The 20,190-nt window shown below is 67.5% G+C and carries 14 protein-coding genes; 8 read left to right on the plus strand and 6 right to left on the minus strand.

Going from position 1 to position 20,190, the window contains the following annotated elements:
* The first annotated feature begins 61 nt into the window (after positions 1-61).
* The gene (locus tag H512_RS0115710) at positions 62-1,129 is read left to right on the plus strand and encodes a hypothetical protein (RefSeq protein ID WP_026784253.1); all 1,068 of its coding nucleotides are present in this window, start codon (positions 62-64) and stop codon (positions 1,127-1,129) included.
* Positions 1,130-1,138: 9 nt separating this feature from the next.
* On the opposite strand, the gene H512_RS0115715 is transcribed toward H512_RS0115710, so the two are convergent.
* Complete coding sequence (locus tag H512_RS0115715) at positions 1,139-2,359, minus strand: GGDEF domain-containing protein (RefSeq protein WP_026784254.1); 1,221 nt, start codon at positions 2,357-2,359, stop codon at positions 1,139-1,141.
* Positions 2,360-2,490: 131 nt separating this feature from the next.
* Positions 2,491-6,126 (minus strand): transcription-repair coupling factor, encoded by a 3,636-nt coding sequence (gene mfd, locus H512_RS24380; protein WP_084798534.1) that lies wholly within the window; start codon positions 6,124-6,126, stop codon positions 2,491-2,493.
* 301 nt (positions 6,127-6,427) lie between these two features.
* Here mfd and H512_RS0115725 point away from each other — a divergent pair, with 301 nt between their 5' ends.
* Entirely contained in the window at positions 6,428-7,630 is a 1,203-nt protein-coding gene (locus tag H512_RS0115725; protein ID WP_026784255.1) for a GGDEF domain-containing protein, read from the plus strand.
* A gap of 7 nt (positions 7,631-7,637) precedes the next feature.
* On the opposite strand, the gene H512_RS0115730 is transcribed toward H512_RS0115725, so the two are convergent.
* Positions 7,638-7,931 carry an FAD assembly factor SdhE gene (locus tag H512_RS0115730; RefSeq protein ID WP_026784256.1) on the minus strand — a complete coding sequence of 98 codons (294 nt, stop codon included), beginning with the start codon at positions 7,929-7,931 and terminating at the stop codon, positions 7,638-7,640.
* A gap of 135 nt (positions 7,932-8,066) precedes the next feature.
* Between H512_RS0115730 and H512_RS0115735 the strand changes: the two genes are divergently transcribed.
* Positions 8,067-9,479 (plus strand): MFS transporter, encoded by a 1,413-nt coding sequence (locus H512_RS0115735; protein ID WP_026784257.1) that lies wholly within the window; start codon positions 8,067-8,069, stop codon positions 9,477-9,479.
* On the opposite strand, the gene cysN is transcribed toward H512_RS0115735, so the two are convergent.
* The 3 genes from cysN to H512_RS0115750 all read right to left on the minus strand — a co-directional run bounded on the left by cysN (position 9,469) and on the right by H512_RS0115750 (position 13,574).
* Positions 9,469-11,397 carry a sulfate adenylyltransferase subunit CysN gene (cysN, locus tag H512_RS0115740; protein ID WP_026784258.1) on the minus strand — a complete coding sequence of 643 codons (1,929 nt, stop codon included), beginning with the start codon at positions 11,395-11,397 and terminating at the stop codon, positions 9,469-9,471. The genes H512_RS0115735 and cysN overlap by 11 nt on opposite strands.
* The gene (gene cysD / locus H512_RS0115745) at positions 11,397-12,305 is read right to left on the minus strand and encodes a sulfate adenylyltransferase subunit CysD (RefSeq protein WP_026784259.1); all 909 of its coding nucleotides are present in this window, start codon (positions 12,303-12,305) and stop codon (positions 11,397-11,399) included. The genes cysN and cysD overlap by 1 nt, the downstream gene beginning before the upstream one ends.
* Before the next feature lie 237 nt (positions 12,306-12,542).
* Positions 12,543-13,574 (minus strand): substrate-binding domain-containing protein, encoded by a 1,032-nt coding sequence (locus H512_RS0115750; RefSeq protein WP_026784260.1) that lies wholly within the window; start codon positions 13,572-13,574, stop codon positions 12,543-12,545.
* Between the two features lie 303 nt (positions 13,575-13,877).
* Here H512_RS0115750 and H512_RS0115755 point away from each other — a divergent pair, with 303 nt between their 5' ends.
* The 5 genes from H512_RS0115755 (at position 13,878) to H512_RS0115775 (ending at position 20,179) form a co-directional block, all read left to right on the plus strand.
* Positions 13,878-15,143, plus strand: coding sequence for an ABC transporter substrate-binding protein (locus tag H512_RS0115755; protein WP_036792105.1), 1,266 nt, complete (start codon positions 13,878-13,880; stop codon positions 15,141-15,143).
* A 343-nt stretch (positions 15,144-15,486) separates the two neighbouring features.
* Positions 15,487-16,404 (plus strand): carbohydrate ABC transporter permease, encoded by a 918-nt coding sequence (locus tag H512_RS0115760; protein ID WP_036792176.1) that lies wholly within the window; start codon positions 15,487-15,489, stop codon positions 16,402-16,404.
* Entirely contained in the window at positions 16,404-17,234 is an 831-nt protein-coding gene (locus H512_RS0115765; RefSeq protein WP_026784263.1) for a carbohydrate ABC transporter permease, read from the plus strand. Before H512_RS0115760 ends, H512_RS0115765 begins: the two co-directional genes overlap by 1 nt.
* Before the next feature lie 72 nt (positions 17,235-17,306).
* Positions 17,307-18,974 (plus strand): alpha-glucosidase family protein, encoded by a 1,668-nt coding sequence (locus H512_RS0115770; RefSeq protein ID WP_084798536.1) that lies wholly within the window; start codon positions 17,307-17,309, stop codon positions 18,972-18,974.
* A 95-nt stretch (positions 18,975-19,069) separates the two neighbouring features.
* Positions 19,070-20,179, plus strand: a complete 1,110-nt coding sequence (locus H512_RS0115775; RefSeq protein WP_036792107.1) for an ABC transporter ATP-binding protein — start codon at positions 19,070-19,072, stop codon at positions 20,177-20,179.
* The last annotated feature ends 11 nt before the right edge of the window (positions 20,180-20,190 follow it).

Genomic DNA, 20,190 nt, shown 5'->3' on the forward strand with positions numbered 1-20,190 from the left:
CCTGATCTGAAGCCGGCCGCCCGTCCGTGCCGCAATCGGGGAACACCCCGCGGAGTCCATGATGAAGCTCACGCCCCTCCTCCGCATTGCCCTGGCCATCGCGGCGGCGGCGTCGCTCGTCGCGGGCCTGACCGGCGGCCTCGCCCGCCTCGGGGTCGTGGCACCGGTCGGCGACATGGCCGACATGCACGGAGCGATCATGGCCTCGGGCTTCTTCGGCACGCTGATCTCGCTTGAACGCGCCGTGGCCGACGGTCGCCTTGCCGCGCTGCTGGTGCCCGCCGTGTCGGCAGCCGGCGCCGTGCTGCTGCTCGCCGGCTGCGCCGAGGCGACGGCGCCGCTGTTCCTCGTCGCCGGTCTCGGACTGACGCTGCTGACCGGCCTCGCCGCCTTCAAGCTGCCGAAGCTGTTCACGCTGCTGATGACCGTCGCCGCGGCGCTGTGGCCGCTCGGCACGGCGTTCTGGATGGCCGGCCGGACGCTTGCGGAGGTGGGCTACGTCTGGCTCGGCTTCCTGATCCTCACCGTCGTCGCCGAACGGATCGAGCTGTCTCGCCTGATGCGGCCGACGCTGGCCGCGCGGGCGCTGCTCGTCGTGCTGGCCGCCCTGTTCGCTTTGGCGCTGTGGCTGGGGCAGCCGTGGGAAGGCTCGGCGCTGCTGTCGCTGTCGCTCGCCGGCATCGCGCTGTGGCTGCTGCGCGAGGATATCGCGCTGCGCACCGTCCGCACCCACGGTTTCGCCCGCTTCTCCGCCCTGCTGCTGATCTGCGGCTATCTCTGGCTGATCGTCGCCGCCGCCAGCCTCTGGCTGCTGCCGCCGGGCGAAACCGTCCACGGCCACGACGCGGCCATTCACGCCATCGCCATCGGCTTCATCCTGTCGATGGTGTTCGCGCATGCGCCGATCATCCTGCCGGCCATCAGCGGCGCGCCGGTGCGCTACGTGCCGATCCTCTACCTGCCGGCGGCGCTGCTGCAACTGTCGATCGGCCTCAGGATCGCCTTCGACGCCATCGAGGCGACCGACCTCCTCTACATCCCGGCCTGGCTGACCATCGTCGCCATCGCCGGCTATGTCGGGCTGCTGCTCGGCACCATGGCCTTCCGGGCGAAACCGACGACGGCCTGACGCGGCGGCTCAGCCGGTCCTCAGCCAGTCGTCGAGCATCTTGCCGTGCAGTCTGGAGGTGGCGCGATAGGCGCGCGTCCGGTTGCGGCCGATGCGCTTGGCCTCGGCCAGCGCCACGTCGGCGGCCATCATCAGCGCCTCGACGCCGGCGCCGGCATCGGCCACCGCGGCGACGCCGACGCTGGTGGTCAGCGGAATGCGCTCGCCGCTGGCGTCGGTGAGATTCAGCCCCTCGGTGCGGCGGCAGAGATACTCGGCGACCGACAGGCCGACATCCAGCCGGATCGACGGCATGAACAGCGCGAACTCCTCGTCGCCGATGCGGGCGACGATATCCGGTAGCCGCACCTCGCGGTGCAGGACCTCGGCGACGGCTCTCAGCGCCCGATCGCCCTCATCGCGGCCGAAGCGGTCGTTGACGAAGCGGAAGTGATCGAGGTCGAACAGCATCAGCACGCCGCGTCCGCCGCCGCCCTGCAACAGCGTCTCCATGGCCCGGAAGAAGGCATGCCGATTGGGCAGGCCGGTCAGCGCGTCGGTATCGGCCGCCTTGCGATGGTGGCGGGCGTCGCGCTCGGCGATCAGCGTCAGCATGGCTACAACGACGAACAGCGTGAACAGCAGCGCTTCCAGGAGGCCGGCAATGAACAGCGGCGACTGGTCGAAGGCAACGCCGAAGCCGAAGTCGGGGAAGAACAGCAGCAGCGGCACGCGCAGCGCATAGAGCGTGCCGTGAGCGGCGAACAGCGCGGCGGTCGGCAGGCGGGCCGGCAGCGGCTCGATGCGGCGGCGCTGGATGAGCCGCCATGCGATGGCCAGCGAATAGCCCGACATCACCAGCGCCGCCAGCGCGGCGTGCAGCGCCGGCTCGTGGCGCAGGAAGGGCACGGCGGCGAACGGCAGCCAGGCGACGGCGCCGGCCGCCGTCTTCCAGGCGGTCTTCCAGACCGGCGGACGCCCGCCCTCGAACAGCTGGAACCCCAGCCAGATCAGGCCATAGGCCAAGGCCAGCGTGGCGTTGCCGAACAGCAGCGAGGTCCAATCCGGCACCACCGGCCGCAGGATGTAAAAGGCGCAGGCGAGTGCGCCAAACCACAGCGAGGCGGCCCAGACGCCGAGCGCCGGGCCGCGCCGCTCGGTCAGCCACAGGAAGCCGAGGGCAGCGCCGGCCACCGCGCCGCCGAGCACGCCAACCACCAGCAATGTCGAAACGCTGAGCAGATCGTCCATGACGACCTCCACGCCTCAGAGAACGTTGGGGTCACTCATCTCCAAAGTGACATGACAATACTAGATTGTGACGGAAAGATGTAGTTTTAAGGGGGCGTGCCAAAGAATTTCCATCATTTCGGCATGGTAAATCAACGGCGGCCTTTTCCCTTCAGCGACGTCAGCGAGGGATAGCGTCCCTTGGGCTTCGGCGGAGGTGGCGGCGGAGGTGGCGTCGGCTTGAGCTTCAGCTTCTGCGGCTCGATCGGGGCGAGCGCCGTCGGCGCGCCGGCCTTCGCCTCCTCGACCATGCGGACCAGCTTCAGCAGCACCGCCGCCGTGCCCTTGAGGCGCTGCTCGGCCTCCGGCCAGTCGCGCGACAGCACGATCTTCTGGTCGGGCCGGATCTTGGCGAGCGAGCCCTGCTCGCCGATGTAGCGGACCAGCGCCGCCGGGTTGTCGAACTTGCCGTCGCGGAAGGACAGCACCAGCCCCTTGGGGCCGGCATCGATCTTCTCGATGTTGGCCTTGCGGCACAGACTCTTGATGGTGATGGTCTTGAGAAGGTGCTCGACCTCCTCGGGCAGCGGGCCGAAGCGGTCGATCAGCTCGGCGCCGAAGGCGTCGATAGCGCCGCCGTCCTCCAGCTCGGCGAGGCGGCGGTAGAGGCCGAGGCGCAGTTGCAGGTCCGGCACGTAGTGATCGGGGATCATCACCGGCGTGCCGAGCGTGATCTGCGGCGACCACTGGTCGTCGGCGATCTCGTCGAGGTTGCCGGCCTTGAGCTGGGCGACCGCCTCTTCCAGCATCTGCTGGTAGAGTTCGTAGCCGACTTCGCGGATGTGGCCGGACTGTTGCTCGCCGAGGAGGTTGCCGGCGCCCCTGAGGTCGAGATCGTGGCTGGCCAGTTGGAAGCCGGCGCCGAGCGTGTCGAGCGATTGCAGCACCTTCAGCCGCCGCTCGGCCACCGGGTTGACGCGGTGCTCCGGCGGCGTCGTGAAGATGGCGTAGGCGCGCGTCTTGGAGCGGCCGACGCGGCCCTTGAGCTGATAGAGCTGGGCGAGGCCGAACATGTCGGCGCGGTGGATGATCAGCGTGTTGGCGGTGGGGATGTCGAGCCCGCTCTCGACGATGGTGGTCGAGAGAAGGACATCGTACTGGCCTTCGTAGAAGGCGTTCATGATGTCTTCCAGCTCGGTCGCCGCCATCTGGCCGTGGGCGGTCGCCACCTTGACCTCGGGCACGTGCTTTTCCAGGAACTCGCGCTGGCCGGCGAGGTCGGCGACGCGCGGGCAGACGTAGAACACCTGCCCTCCCCGGTATTTCTCGCGCAGGATCGCCTCGCGGACGATCAGCGGGTCGAAGGGCGTGACGAAGGTGCGCACGGCGAGGCGATCGACCGGCGGCGTGGCGATCAGCGACAGTTCGCGCACGCCGGTCAAGGCGAGTTGCAGCGTGCGCGGGATCGGCGTGGCGCTGAGCGTCAGCACGTGGACGTCGGATTTCAGCTCTTTGAGCCGCTCCTTGTGCTTGACGCCGAAATGCTGCTCCTCGTCGATGATCAGCAGGCCGAGATCCTTGAACTCGATGCCCTTGGCGAGCAGCGCGTGCGTGCCGACCACCACGTCCACCGTGCCGTCGGCGAGGCCGGCGCGGGTAGCCGCCAGATCCTTGGACGGCACGAGGCGCGAAGCCTGACGCACCTTGATCGGCAGCCCCTTGAAGCGCTCCTGGAAGGTGCGGAAATGCTGGCGGGAGAGCAGCGTCGTCGGCACCACGACCGCCACCTGCTTGCCGCTCATCGCCGCGAGGAAGGCGGCCCGCAGCGCCACCTCGGTCTTGCCGAAGCCGACGTCGCCGCAGACGAGGCGATCCATCGGCCGGCCGGACGACAGGTCGCCGGCCACTGCCTCGATGGAGTTGAGCTGGTCCTCGGTCTCGTCATAGGGGAAGCGGGCGGCGAAGTCGTCGTAGAGGCCCTCGGGCGGCGACAGCACCGGCGCCGTCTTCAGCAAGCGGGCAGCGGCCGTCTTGATCAGTTCGTCGGCGATCTCGCGGATGCGCTTCTTCATCCGCGCCTTGCGCGCCTGCCAGGCGCCGCCGCCCAGCCGGTCGAGCTGCGCCTCGGCGTCGTCGGAACCGTAGCGCGACAGCAGTTCGATGTTCTCGACCGGCAGGAACAGCTTGTCGCCGCCGGCGTAGACGATCTCCAGGCAGTCGTGCGGCGCGCCGGCCGCCTCGATGGTCTTCAGGCCGACGAAGCGGCCGATGCCGTGGTCGACGTGGACGACGAGGTCGCCCTCGGCGAGGCTGGTCGCCTCCTTGATGAAGTTCTCGGCCTTCTTGCGCGATTTGGCGCCACGCACCAGCCGGTCGCCCAAGACATCCTGCTCGGCGATCACCACGAAGCCGGGCACCTCGAAGCCGGTCTCGATGCCGAGGATGGCCAGCGGCAGCACGCCGTCGCGCGCCTTCAGCGCCGCGTCGAGGTGCGGCGCCAGTTCGGTCGCCTGGGCGCCGTGGTCGCGGATCACCTGCGCCAGGCGATCGCGTGAGCCCTCCGACCAGCAGGCGAGGATCACCTTGCGCTTCTCCGCCCGCAGCGAGCCGATGTAAGTCACCAGCGCGTCGAAGATGTTGACGTCGCCGGCCGCCCGCTCGGCGGCGAAGGAGCGGCCGGTCTTGCCGCCGAAGTCGACCACCTTCACGCCCGACTGCTCGGGCCGGTTGAACGGCGTCAGGCGGGCGACGGCGCGGCGGGCCAAGAGGCCCTGGAGTTCGCTTTCGGCCAGATAGAGCGTGGTCGGCGGCATCGGCTTGTAGGGCGCGCCGGCGCCGCCGGTCTTCAGCGCGTCGAGCCGGGCCTCGTAGTGGTCGGCGACGGTGGACAGGCGTTCGTTGATCGCCTCGTCGACCAGCGGATCGATCATCACCGCCGCGTCGCCGGTGTAGTCGAACAACGTGCCGAGATGCTCATGGAACAGCGGCAGCCAGTGCTCGATGCCGGCGTAGCGGCGGCCTTCGCTCACCGCCTCGTACATCGGATCGCCGGAGGTGGCGGCGCCGAAGGCGGCGACGTAGCCCTGACGGAAGCGCTTGATCGACGCCGGGGTGATCTGCACCTCGCTCATCGGCACCAGGTCGAGGCGTTTCAACTGGCCGGTGGAACGCTGGCTCTCGGGATCGAAGGTGCGGATCGATTCGAGCTGGTCGCCGAAGAAGTCGAGCCGCACCGGGGCTTCCGTGCCCGGCGCGTAGAGGTCGAGAATGCCGCCGCGCACCGCGTATTCGCCGGTGTCGCGCACGGTCGACGAGCGCGAGAAGCCGGCGTCCTCCAGCCAGGCGGTCAGCTTACCCATGTCGGCGATGTTGCCGGGGGCAAGCGTCATCGCCTGCCCCGCCACCATCGACGGCGGCACGACGCGCTGCACCAGCGCGTTGACGGTGGTCAGCAGCACGAAGGGCCTGACGTCGCCGGCGTGCGCCGCCAGTTCCGACAGCGTCGTCATGCGCTTGGCGACGACGGCCGGCGTCGGCGACACCCGGTCGTAGGGCAGGCAGTCCCAGCCGGGGAAGTCGAGAACGCCGATCTCCGGCGCGAAGAAGGCAAGCGCCCGCTGGAGTTGCTGCAGGCGCTGGCCGTCGCGCGCGACATAGACGGCGTCGAGCCCTTTCCGCTTCTCCGACCGTACCAGTTCGGCCAGCGCCAGCGCCTCGGCGCCGTCCGGGACGGCGGCGACGGTCAGGGCGGAAAAGTCGGACAACAGGCTGGACCAGGATGACGGCATGGCGAAGGGCGATCCGGCGCGGGAGGAAGTGTGATCTTCTAAAGCATCCGGGATCAAAAGAAAACCCCGAACGGAAACAAAAAAGCAATCAAATACAATAGCTTGGCTATTTCTTGTCGAAGGCTTGACCGGATCGAGGCGAGCGGGGCCGCCCTCCCTTCCCGTTCACCCATTCTTCAGCATGGATCGCGTTTTCCCGTTTCATTCAGCATTCCTTTTCGCCCCGCCCCTATAACGTATTGCCACCGCCTACCCGTCAGGCGAGCAAAGCGTGTCGGCCGAGACCTAAAAGGATGCCGTCGTGAGCGTGTTGCTGCATGTTCCGTCCCTGTTGATCGCGGCTGCGGTGGCCGGCGGTTGCGTGTCGGCCAGTCATCTGCTGATCTGGCGAGCCGGCCGGAACGAGGCCGCCGTTCTCCTCTGGGGCACCGCCTACGGTGTCGCCACGCTGGCCATGACGATGGTGGGGCTGCGCGGCCAGATTCCGGCCTTCCTGTCGATCGTCGTCGGCAACGCGCTGTTGCTCCTGGCCTTCGGTCTCGTCTGGCTCGGCTATCGCCGCTTCATCGGCAAGTCCGGCCGGGGCGACCGCCTGTTCACCCTGCTCGGCGCGATCGCCTGGTTCGCCTTCGCCGGCGCGCCGCAGCTGTTTTCCGACATCAATCTCAGGGTGCAGGTGGTGTCGGCGGTCCAGTTCGCCTATCTCCTGGCCATCGCCTTCGATCTTTTCGCTCATAGCCGCAAGGAACCGCTGCCGGCGTTTCTCCTGACGGTGGCGGTGATCGGCGTCCAGGAAGTGCTGCTGGTGACGCGCATCATCTATCTGCAGCTGTTTCCCATCGATCCGGCCTTCGACACCCTGCCGACCGGCCTGCCGATCGGGCTGACGCTGATCGGCTCGACGGCCTTCATCGTCTTCTTCGGACTGTTGCAACTGGCACTGGTCGGCCAGCGTTCGGAGCGGCGGTTCCGCGTCGCGGCCGAGACCGACGGGCTGACCGGGCTCGCCAACCGCCGGCGCTTCATGAACGACGTGCTGACGCGCCTTGCGGCCTGCCCCGGCCGCGGCGCGCTGGTGCTGTTCGACCTCGATCACTTCAAGCGCATCAACGACAGCCACGGCCACCTGATGGGCGACCGGGCGCTGGTCGAATTCGCCGGCATCCTCGCCAACGTGGCCTCCGGACAGGCCATCGCCGCCCGTGTCGGCGGCGAGGAATTCGCGCTGTTCTTTCCCGATGCCGACGCCGCCACGGCGTCCGACCTCGCCGAGGGGGTCCGCCGGCTTACCGGCGCCTTTCGGTTGCGCACCCCCAGCGGCGCCCTGCGCGTCACGGTCAGCGGCGGCGTGGCCGGCGTGGCGGATATCGGATCGGACTATGAGTCGCTGCACAGCGCCGCCGATACCGCGCTCTACGCGGCCAAGCGCGAAGGCCGCGACCGCGTCGTCATGCATCGCCGGCACCTGCCGCCCCTGCAACTCGCGGCGGTCGCTTCCTTCTGATTCCGCCTCAGCCGGCCGCCGGGTGGGCGGTGGCGAAGGCCATCACCTTGGCGAACACCCCCTTCGGCGCGCTGTCGGGCACCGGCGCCTTGCCGAGAATCCAGCCGAACAACTCGCGGTCGTCGACTTCGAGCAGCGCTTCGAATTCGTCAAGCTCGGCCTCGGTCAGCGTGCCGATGGCGTGGTCGGCGAAGCGGCCGAGCAGCAGATCCAGCTCGCGCGTGCCGCGATGCCAGGCGTGATAGAGGATCTTGCGGCGACGCGGCGACAGATCGTCGGAGGTGCGGCTCAGCCCGGACATCGGCATTTCCTCCAAGAGAACGGATGACGTCTGTTAGCCGATCCCCGGCCGGAAAGTAAGATGCCGCCAGTATCGGCGGTGTCCGAAGGCTGCTATAGGGACAGCCCTTTCGATTGTCGTTCCGGCGTTTTGATCATGACTTCCGCTTCTTCCGGCCGCTGGTCGGAGCTTGTCGAGCCCGAGCGGCTCGCCGCATCGCTGACGCTGATGCTGGCCGCCGCCATCTTCGCCTTCAATGCCTTCCTCGTATCGACGGCCATGCCGACGGCGGTGGGCGAACTGCATGGCGAAGCCTACATTTCCTGGACGCTGACCGTCTACATCGTCGCCTCGATCACCGCCGGCGCGTCGGCGCCGCTGATGAAGGCGCGCTTCGGCGCCCGGCGCTGCCTGTTCTGGGCAAGCGGGGTGTTCGCGGCCGGCACGCTGGCCGCCGCCCTCTCCCCCAGCATGGAACTGGTGCTGGTCGGCCGCACCGTGCAGGGCGCCGGCGAGGGACTGACGGCGGCCATCGCCTTCGCGCTGATTCCGCAGCTGTTTCCGTCGCGGCTGGTTGCCAAGATATTCGGCGCCGAGGCGATCGTCTGGGCGGTGGCCGCCTTCGGCGGGCCGGTGCTGGCCGGCGTCATCACCGAGCTGGTGAGCTGGCGCGCCGCCTTCCTCATCAACCTGCCGATCGTCGTCGTCTTCGTGGCGCTTGTCCATGTGGCGGTGCCTCATGAGGAACGGAAGCTCGATACCGGCTTGTTCCCCGGCATCCGCCTCGGCCTGGTGGCGCTCGCCATGATGGCGATCTCGGTGGCCGGCGTGGCGCTCGACGCACCGTGGCAGGCGATGCTGGTGGTGGCCGGCGCTGTCCTCTGCCTCATCGCCGCCGTTCGGATCGACCTTTCGTCCCGCATATCGATCCTGCCGCGCGGCGCCTTCGGCCTGACCAGCGTGCCGGGACTCAGCTTCTGGACGATCTTCTTCCTGCCGCTCGCCCAATCGGTGACCGGCGTGTTCCTGGTCTACGCCGTGCAGCACCTGTGGGGCTATGGCCCGGCCGTAGCCGGCGGTATCGGCGCCATCCTGGCACTGGCCTGGAGCGGCGGCGCGGTGACGGTGGCCAACTACGACGGCACCGGGCGCCGGCTGCGCTTCGTCGCCGCCGGTGCGTCGGTGGTGGTGGCCGGCCTGGTGGTCGGCACCGTCGCCATCCTGCTGCACCTACTGGCGCTGGTGGTGCTCTGCCAGCTGATGATCGGCCTCGGCATGGGCGTCGCATGGGGCAGCCTCTGCCAGGTGACCATGGAAACCCACCCCGAAGGCGAGCGCGACAAGGCGTCGGCGCTGCTGCCGACGCTGCAATCGGCCGGTTACGCGGCGGGTTCGGCGGTCCTCGGCCTCGTCGCCAATCTCGCCGGCTTCGCCAGCGACCCCACGCCCGAAGGTCTGCGCCGGTCGCTGGTCATCGCCTTCGCCGCCGCCGCGCTGCTGGCGCTGCCGCCGCTCGCCTTCGCGCTGCGCATGGGCCGGCTGTACCGGGCGGGCGCCGTCAGATCGTGACGTCGGCGCCGGGCACGATGCCGATGTCCTGGAGGTGGGCGACGACGCGCTCGGCCAGCGCGTCGGCGGGGGCGGAGGTGGTGTCGAGCCGGATTTCCGGCGCCTCCGGCGGCTCGTAGGGCGAGGAGACGCCGGTGAAGCGGGCGATCTCGCCGGCCCGCGCCTTGGCGTAGAGGCCCTTGGGGTCGCGCGCCTCGGCCACGTCGAGCGGCGTATCGACGAACACCTCGACGAACTCGCCGGTTTCCACCAGTTCGCGCGCCAGCCGCCGTTCGGCCCGGAACGGCGAGATGAAGGACACCAGGACGATCAGCCCGGCGTCGACGAACAGCTTCGCCGTCTCGGCGACGCGGCGGATGTTCTCGACGCGATCGGCATCTGAAAAGCCGAGGTCGCGGTTGAGGCCGTGGCGGATGTTGTCGCCGTCGAGGATGTAGGCGTGGCGGCCGAGGGCGGTCAGCTTCCTCTCGACGAGATTGGCGATGGTCGACTTGCCGGCGCCCGACAGGCCGGTGAACCAGACGACAGCCGGCTTCTGGCCCTTGGCGAGCGCCCGCGCCCGCTTGTCGACGTCGAGCGCTTGCCAGTGGATGTTGCCGGCCCGCCTGAGGCCGTGATCGATCATGCCGGCGCCGACGGTCAGGTTGGAGAGCCGATCGATGACGATGAAGGCGCCGGTCTCGCGGTTGACGGCGTAGGGGTCGAAGGCGACCGGCTCGGACAGCGACAGGTTGGCGACGCCGACCTCGTTGAGGGCGAGGCTTTTCGCCGGCAGTTCGCCGCCGGTGTTGACGTCGATCTTGTATTTGATCGCCGTCACCTGGGCGGTGACCTGCCGGGCGCCGATCTTCAGGAGATAGGGCCGGCCGGGCAAAAGCGGCTCGTCGGCCATCCAGACCAGATGTGCGGCGAACTGGTCGGACACCTCGGGACGGTCGGCGGCCGCCGACAGCACGTCGCCGCGCGAGATGTCGATCTCGTCGGCGAGCGTCAGCGTCACCGCCTCGCCGGCCGAAGCGGTGTCGAGTTCGCCGTCGAAGGTGACGATCGACTTCACCGTCGAGGTGCGGCCGGATTTCGCCACCACCACGGCGTCGCCGCGCCGCACGGTGCCGGAGGCGACGGTGCCGGAGAAGCCGCGGAAATCGAGGTTGGGCCGGTTCACCCACTGCACCGGCAGGCGGAACGGCCGCTCGGCCGCCTCGTCGTCGACGGCGACGGTTTCGAGATGCTCGACCAGCGTCGGGCCGCCGTACCAGGGCGTGCGGGCGCTTTTCTCCAGCACGTTGTCGCCGTGGCGGGCGCTGAGCGGCATGGCGGCCAGCGTCCGGAAGCCGAGACCGGCGGCGAAGGCGCGGTAGTCGGCGACGATGTCCTCGAAGATCGCCTGCGAGAAGTCGACGAGGTCGATCTTATTGACGGCCAGCACGACGTGACGGATGCCGACCAGCGAGGCGATGAAGGAATGCCGCCGCGTCTGCGTCAGCACGCCACGCCGGGCGTCGATCAGGATCACCGCCAGATCGGCGGTGGAGGCGCCGGTCGCCATGTTGCGGGTATATTGCTCGTGGCCGGGCGTATCGGCGACGATGAACTTGCGCTTGTCGGTCGAGAAGAAGCGATAGGCGACGTCGATGGTGATGCCCTGCTCGCGCTCGGCCTCCAGGCCGTCGACCAGCAAGGCGAGATCGATGTCGTCGCCGACCGTGCCGTGCTTGCGGGAATCCTTTTCAAGACTCAGAAGCTGGTCCTCGAACAGCAGCTTGGAATCGTAGAGCAGGCGGCCGATCAGCGTCGACTTGCCGTCGTCGACCGAGCCGCAGGTGAGAAAGCGCAGGAGGCTCTTTTTCTCGTGCCGGCCGAGATAGTCGGTGAAGGCGGAAGCGTCGGCGGCGATGGTCGGATCGATGGCGTTCATCAGAAGTAGCCTTCCCGCTTCTTCTTTTCCATGGAGGCGCTGTCGTCATGGTCGATCAGCCGGCCGGAGCGCTCGGAGGTGCGGGCGATCAGCATTTCGCGGACGATTTCCGGCAGGCTCGCCGCGTCGCTCTCGACGGCTGCGGTCAGCGGATAGCAGCCGAGCGTGCGGAAGCGGACGCGGCGCAGGTCCGGCGTCTCGCCGGGAAGAAGCGGCAGGCGGTCGTCGTCGGCCATGATCCACTGGCCGCCGCGGTCGACCACCGGGCGTTCGGCCGCGAAATAGAGCGGCACGATGGGGATCTTTTCCAGGAGGATGTACTGCCAGATGTCGAGTTCGGTCCAGTTGGAGAGCGGAAAGACGCGAATGCTCTCGCCGGGCCGGACGCGGGCATTGTAAAGGCGCCAGAGTTCCGGCCGCTGGTTCTTGGGGTCCCAGGCATGGGTATCGGTGCGGAAGGAGAAGACGCGCTCCTTGGCGCGGCTTTTCTCCTCGTCGCGGCGGGCGCCGCCGAAGGCCGCGTCGAAGCCGTGGGCGGAGAGCGCCTGCTTCAGCGCCTCGGTTTTCATGACGTTGGTATAGACCGACGAGCCGTGGCTGAACGGCGTGACGCCGGCGGCAACGCCGTCCCGGTTGGTGTGGACGATGAGGTCGAGCCCTTCCGCCTTCACCGTGGCGTCGCGGAAGGCGATCATTTCGCGGAACTTCCAGGTGGTATCGACGTGCAGCAGCGGGAACGGCAGCTTGCCGGGATAGAAGGCTTTCAGCGCCAGCCGCAGCATCACCGACGAATCCTTGCCGATCGAATAGAGCATCACCGGATTGCGGAACTCGGCGGCGACCTCGCGGATGATATGGATGGATTCCGCTTCGAGACGCTTCAGATGGGTCAGACGATCCTGGGACACCGGGGCTCACCTCACGCGCGACGGACATCGCGGCTTTCGCCTCCGGCACCGGCGCCGAAGGCTGGCGAAGCGGTAGCAAGCGGCCTCCCGGCTCTCAAGAAAGCGCGCACTCCGGTGGAACGGGAAAAGAGAAAATCTTTCCGGCGGCACCGTTTTGATTTGCCGGACCACAAATGATGGCCGACGACATCTATTATCTACTAGGTTTGTATTCTAATAGCGCCGGACGGATCGCTGTCAGCTCCGCTCGGGAGCCGCCGCCGTCGAGCCGCGGACGATCAGTTGCACCGGCCACACCTCGGCCACGGCGCCCGGCTTCTGGCCGGCCACCCGCGCCAGCGCCACTTCGGCGATGCGGGTGCCGGCGGCGCGGATCGACGATCGCGTGGTGGTGAGTTGCGGATGGAACTGGTCGGCCGGGAAGGCCGGCATCTCGTCGTCATGGGCGACGATGGAGAGGTCGCGCGGCACGTCGAGCCCAAGCTCGGCGGCGGCGCGCAGCACGCCGAGCGCCACCAGGATCGAGCCGCACAGGATGGCCGTCGGCCGCGCGTCGGCCTCCAGCGCCGGGCGGGCGATGCGGTAGGCGTTCTCGGCGGTCATCGGCATGAAGTGTTCGTCGAGCAGCGTCGCCGGCAGGCCGGCGGCGGCGAAGGCGGTGGCGGCGCCGCGCGAGCGATCCTCGACGAAGGTGAACTGCTCCTCGCCGTTGATCAGCATGACGCGGCGGTGGCCGAGCTGGATCAGGAAGCTGGTCGCCTGCTGGAAGGCACCGAAATTGTCGATGTCGAGATAGGAGATGCCGGCCGGGATTGGCGGCCGCCCATGCACCACGAAGGGAAACTTCAGCTCGCTCAGCAGCGCGATGCGCGGGTCGACGCAGAGCGGCGCCGACAGGATCACCACGTCGACCGTGCCGTCGCTCGCCAGGCGGCTGTAGGTGGCGATTTCGTCGTGCGGCGTCGACGGGCTGATCAGGATATCGAATCCCTGTTTGGCGCTGGTCTCGGCCACGCCGGCCAGATATTCGACGAAAAGCGGATCCATCAGGGCGTTCCGCTCGGCATTGAACACGACGCCCAATGCATGGGCACGGCCGGTCGCCAGACGCCGGGCCGCCGGTGACGGCCGGTATCCGAAACGTTGCGCGGCGGCGAGCACGATCTGACGGGTTTTTTCGCTGACTTCGGGGTATCCGTTGAGCGCGCGGCTGACGGTCGTCTGCGACAGATGCAGCTCCGCGGCCAATTCCTTAAGATTCATCGCCATTTTCCGTCGTCATCGGAAGCCGCCTCGCTCTTCCCCCTGAAACGGGAGACGACGCCGATGAGCAGTCCCTGTCATTCGCGACGATACTGTTACACCGATTGCGTCCGCTGCTCAAAGGATCAGCATGACGAGAGGCGTCGCCCCCTTCGCCGAAATCCTCTCTGCAAACGGTTACATTGTCCAGTTGACATGAGAACGGCTTTCAAGGATGATCACAGCGTTCAAAGCGCTTTGGGGATTGCCCCGCGCTTGATACGGGAGTTGCGGCATTCGGGAGAAGTGCCGCGTTCAAGGGAGGACTTGATGTTTCATTCAGCTCTGCGTGCCGGCCTGTTCGCCGGTGCGGTTTTCAGTGCATCCTTTGCGATGGCCGCTGAGCTCGCCATGGTGTCCGGCGACACCGGCAACGGCCTCGCCTTCCTCCAGAGCCAGCTCAAGAAGTTCGAAGCCGACACCGGCAACACCGTCAAGGTCGTGCCGATGCCGTCGTCGACCACCGACCAGTTCGGCCAGTACCGCCTGTGGCTCGCCGCCGGCAACGCCGACATCGACGTCTACCAGACCGATGTCATCTGGGCGCCGCAGCTCGCCGACCAGTTCCTCGACCTGACCGACGCCGCCAAGGACGTCGTCAAGGACCACTTCCCGTCGATCATCGAATCGCAGACCACCAACGGCAAGCTGGTGGCCATCCCGGCCTTCACCGACGCGCCGGCGCTCTACTACCGCAAGGACCTGCTTGAGAAATACGGCAAGCCGGTTCCCAAGACCTGGGAAGAGATGGCCGCCACGGCCAAGGAGATCCAGGACAAGGAACGCGCGGCCGGCGCCAAGGACCTCTGGGGCCTGGTGTTCCAGGGCAATGCCTACGAAGGCCTGACCTGCAACGCGCTCGAATGGGTGAAGTCGTTCGGCGGCGGCCAGATCGTCGAGGCCAACGGCGACATCTCCATCAACAACGAGAAGGCGGCCAAGGCCCTCGAAATGGTCAAGGGCTGGGTCGGCACCATTTCGCCCCCGGGCGTGCTCGCCTACCAGGAAGAAGAGGCGCGCGGCGTCTGGCAGACCGGCAATGCCGTGTTCATGCGCAACTGGCCGTATGCCTACGCGCTCGGCAACGGCGCCGACAGCGCCGTGAAGGACAAGTTCGGCGTGGCGCCGCTGCCGGCGGCGACGGCCGGCGACAAGCCGGCGGCGACGCTCGGCGGCTGGAACGTGGCGGTGTCCAAGTATTCCAAGCATCCGGAAGAGGCGATCAAGCTCGCCCTCTACCTCGGGTCCAAGGAAGTGCAGAAGCAGCGCGCCATCGACCAGACCAACCTGCCGACCATCGTCTCCCTCTACGACGATGCCGACGTGGCCAAGGCCGCGCCGATCATCCCGCAGTGGAAAGAGGTGTTCATGAATGCCGTGCCGCGTCCGTCGGCGCCGACCAAGGTCAAGTACAACGAGGTGTCCTCGCTGTTCTGGTCGGCCGTCCACGACACGCTGTCGGGCAACGGCACCGCCGCCGAAAACCTCGAAATGCTCGAGGCCAAGCTGACCGACCTGAAGGGCGCCGGCTGGTAAGCCGCCCCCTGGCTCACCGGCCGCCCGACGTCGCCCCCTTGACGTCGGGCGGCCGGCCCCTTCCCGGAGCGTCCGCCGTCGGCGACCATTTTGGCGCTCCGTCTGTTTTCCTGGACGCATTTCCGGGCGGAAGATCGTTCGCGCCCCGCCCCTGAAATGCCTCGACCGTCGAGACGGCCGCCGGAGACAACCTCCGTTTCCGGACGGCGCGCCACCGGCCCCGCCGCGGGCGGACCGGCGCCTTCCGCACTCCATCGCAGGAATTGCCATGGCCTCCACCCAATCGACGATCCGGGTCGCGCCGACCGGGCCCGGCACCCACAAGCGGGTCAAGTCCGAGTTGATGCGCCAGCGCCTCAGGGCGGCCGGCTGGTTCCTCGTCCCGATGCTGATCGCGCTCGCCATCGTCGCCGGCTGGCCGCTTCTCCGGACGATCTATTTCTCGTTCACCAACGCCTCGCTGACCAATCTCTACGGAGCCGAGTGGGTCGGCTTCAAGAACTACCTCAACTGGACGGTTCTGAAGAGCGGCCGCGTCGTCTGGTCCGGCCTGCTTGCCGATCCGGCCTGGTGGAACGCCGTCTGGAACACGGTGCGTTTCGCGGTGATCTCGGTGACGCTCGAAACCATCCTCGGCACCGTCGTGGCCCTGGTGCTCAACGCCGAATTCAAGGGCCGCGGCATCGTCCGCGCCGCCATCCTGATCCCCTGGGCGATCCCGACCATCGTCTCCGCCCGCATGTGGAGCTGGATGCTCAACGACCAGTTCGGCATCATCAACGACATGATGATGACGCTCGGGCTGATCGACCACAAGATCGCCTGGACCGCCTCGTCCGACACGGCGATGATCGCCGTGCTGATCGTCGACGTCTGGAAGACGACGCCCTTCATGGCGCTGTTGATCCTCGCCGGATTGCAGATGATCCCGCGCGACATCTACGAGGCGGCGGCCATCGACGGCGTCCACCCGGTCAAGACCTTCTGGAAGGTGACGCTGCCGCTGGTGCGGCCGGCGCTGATGGTGGCGGTGATCTTCCGCCTGCTCGACGCCATGCGCATCTTCGACCTGATCTACGTGCTGACGCCCAACAGCGCCCAGACCAAGACGATCTCGGTGCTGGCCCGCGAAAACCTGATCGATTTCGACAAGTTCGCCTACGGCTCGGCGGAATCGACCATGCTGTTCCTGATCATCGCGCTGATGACCATTCTCTACATCTGGCTCGGCAAGGTGCGCTTCGACGGAGGAGACCGGTGATGCTCTGGACCTACACCAAGACCACCGCCTTCTACCTGCTGGTGGCGGTGATCGTCGTCGTCTCGGTCTTCCCGTTCTACTACGCGATCCTGACGAGCTTCAAAACCGGCACGGCGCTGTTCGAGGTCAACTACCTGCCGCACCACTTCAGCCTCGCCAACTACGTCACGGTGTTCACCACCGGCGTGTTCGTCCGCAACCTCGGCAACTCGATCCTGGTGGCGAGTTCGGTGGTGGCGCTGGCGCTGTTCCTGGCGGTGACCGCCGCCTTTGCGCTGGCCCGCGTCAACTTCCGCGGCCGCGGCCTGTTGCTGATGACCATCCTCGCCGTGTCGATGTTCCCGCAGATCGCAGTGCTGGCCGGCCTGTTCGAGCTGGTGCGCGCCTTCGGCCTGTTCAACACGCCCTTCGCGCTGATCTTTTCCTACACGATCTTCACCCTGCCCTTCACGGTCTGGGTGCTGACCACCTTCATGCGCGACCTGCCGATGGAGATCGAGGAAGCGGCGATCGTCGACGGCGCCAGCCCCTGGGTGATCATCACCAAGGTGTTCATGCCGCTGATGTGGCCGGCGCTGGTGACCACGGGCCTGCTCGCCTTCATCGCCGCCTGGAACGAGTTCCTGTTCGCGCTGACCTTCACCTCCTCCAACGAGACGCGCACCGTGCCGGTGGCCATCGCGCTCTTGTCCGGCGCCAGCCAGTACGAGATCCCCTGGGGCTCGATCATGGCCGCCTCGGTGGTGGTGACCGTACCGCTCGTCGTGCTGGTGCTGATCTTCCAGCGCAAGATCGTCCAGGGGCTGACGGCCGGCGGCGTCAAGGGCTAAGAAGACGGCGCCCTCACAAGATGGACCGTGCCGGCGCCCTCCCCGCCGGCACCGATGAAACAGAAAGACAGAATGACCATGACCAGCCTTGAGAAAGTCGTCGCGAAGGCCGATCGGACCGCCGATCCCGACTGGTGGCGCGGCGCGGTGATCTACCAGATCTATCCGCGCTCGTTCCAGGACTCCAACGGCGACGGCATCGGCGATCTCGCCGGCGTCACCGCGCGCCTCGGCTATCTCGAAGACCTCGGCGTCGACGCCGTCTGGCTGTCGCCCTTCTTCAAGTCGCCGATGAAGGACTTCGGCTACGACGTGTCCGACTATTGCGACGTCGATCCGATCTTCGGCACGCTCGACGACTTCAAGCGGATGGTCGACGAGGCGCACCGGCGCGGCATCAAGGTGATCATCGACCAGGTGCTGAGCCACACCTCCGACCAGCATCCCTGGTTCACCGAAAGCCGCGCCGACCAGACCAATCCCAAGGCCGACTGGTATGTCTGGGCCGACGCCAAGGAGGACGGCACGCCGCCCAACAACTGGCTGTCGGTGTTCGGCGGTTCGTCCTGGGAGTGGGACACGCAGCGCTGCCAGTATTACCTGCACAACTTCCTCGCCAGCCAGCCCGACCTCAACTTCCATTGCCCGGCGGTGCAGGACGCGCTGCTCGACGTGCTGAAGTTCTGGCTCGACCTCGGCGTCGACGGCTTCCGGCTCGATACGGCCAACTTCTATTTCCACGACAAGCAGCTGCGCTCCAATCCGCCGCAGACCCGCTCGGTCGCCGCCATCGATGCGCCGCGCGTCAATCCCTATCTCCGGCAGGACCACATCTACGACAAGAGCCAGCCGGAGAACCTCGTCTTCCTGCAGCGGATGCGCCGGCTGCTCGACCAGTATCCCGGCACCACGACGGTCGGCGAGATCGGCGACGGCGACCGCTCGCTGACCACCATGACCGCCTACACCTCGGGCGGCGACAAGCTGCACATGTGCTACACCTTCGACCTCCTGGGCGGCGCGGCGACGCATGCCTATGTCGAGAAGACGCTGAAGACCTTCGAGGCCGGTGCCGGCGACGCCTGGCCCTGCTGGGCGCTGTCCAACCATGACGCCGTCCGCCACGCGACGCGCAACCTGCCGCTGACGCAGAACCCGTTGCGGCAGGGCAAGCTGATGGGCGCCCTCCACCTCTGCCTGCGCGGCTCGGTGTGCATCTACGAGGGCGACGAGCTTGGCCTCACCGAGGCCGATCTCGCCTTCGAGGATCTGGTCGACCCCTACGGCATCCGCTTCTGGCCGGAGTTCAAGGGCCGCGACGGCTGCCGCACGCCGATGGTCTGGGAGGCCGAGGCCGTCAACGCCGGCTTCTCCGACGGCAAGCCGTGGCTGCCGGTGCCGGCCGATCACCTTGAGAAAGCCGTCGATCGGCAGGCGGGCAAGGCGGACAGCCAGCTCGAATTCTACAAGGCGATGATCGCCTGGCGCCGCAGGAGCCGCGCGCTGACCAAGGGTTCGGTGCGCTTCCTCCCCTCCGATGGTGATATTCTCGCCTTTGTCCGCGAGACGGACGGCGAGACGGTGCTCTGCGTCTTCAACTTCGGCCAGTCCGGGGCGGGCTTCCCGCTGCCGGAGGGTCTCTCCGTGGTGTCGGTGGCCGACGTTGGCTTCGGGTCGACGCTCGTCGAGGGCGTCGCGACGGTGCCGGCCGAGAGCGCCTTCATCGCCACGGTGAAGTGATCTGAACGACAGGCCGGCCGCCCCGTCGCGGGCGGTCGGCGCCTCAGGAAACGGGGTTCGGGAAAACCCTTCGGGAATCGCGGGAGGAATTGCGCATGTCAGCCGGACTGAAGCTCAAGCAAGTCAAGAAGGCCTATGGCGCCGTGCAGGTGCTGCACGGTATCGACCTCGACATCAAGTCCGGCGAATTCGTCGTCTTCGTCGGCCCGTCCGGCTGCGGCAAATCGACGCTGCTCAGGCTGATTGCCGGCCTTGAGGACATCACCGAGGGCACGCTGGAGATCGGCGGCACGGAGGTCAACACGCTGCCGCCCTCCAAACGCGGCATCGCCATGGTGTTCCAGAGCTACGCGCTCTACCCGCACATGACCGTCTACGAGAACATGGCCTTCGGCCTGAAGCTCGCCAAGGCGGCGCCCGGCGATCTCGACCGGCGGGTGCGGGAAGCGGCGGAGATGCTCCAGATCACTCCCTATCTCGACCGTCTACCCAAGCAGCTCTCCGGCGGCCAGCGCCAGCGCGTCGCCATCGGCCGGGCCATCGTCCGCGATCCCAAGGTGTTCCTGTTCGACGAGCCGCTCAGCAACCTCGACGCCGCCCTGCGCGTCGCCACGCGCCTCGAAATCGCCAAGCTGCACGAGCGCATGTCCGACACCACCATGATCTACGTGACGCACGATCAGGTGGAGGCGATGACGCTGGCCGACCGCATCGTGGTGCTCAACTACGGCGTGGTCGAGCAGGTCGGCACGCCGATGGAACTCTATCACGCGCCGAACAACCTGTTCGTCGCCCGCTTCATCGGCTCGCCGGCGATGAACATCGTCTCGGCCACCATCGCCAGCACCGGCGCGCCCGCCACGGTGCAGCCGGAGACCGGCAACCCGGTCGCCATCAACGCCGAGGTTGCCGCCACCTATCTCGACGCCAAGGCGACCTTCGGCGTGCGGCCGGAAGACCTGGTGCCGACCGACGGGCCGGGCCTGTTCACCGGCACGGTGGAGATCGTCGAGAAGCTCGGCGAGGTGACGCTGGTCTATCTCGATACCGGCCTGCCCGAGCCGATCACCGTCAAGCTCGACGGCGACGTGGAGATCGTCAAAGGCGCGACGCTGACCGTGACGGCGCCGACCGAGCGGCTGCATCTCTTCGACGAGAACGGCGTGGCCTTCCCCCGCCTGCGGCTGTCCCAAGCCGCCGAGTGACGTCGCCCTCT

Origin of the sequence: Pleomorphomonas koreensis DSM 23070, assembly GCF_000425185.1 — a bacterium.
Classification (GTDB): domain Bacteria; phylum Pseudomonadota; class Alphaproteobacteria; order Rhizobiales; family Pleomorphomonadaceae; genus Pleomorphomonas; species Pleomorphomonas koreensis.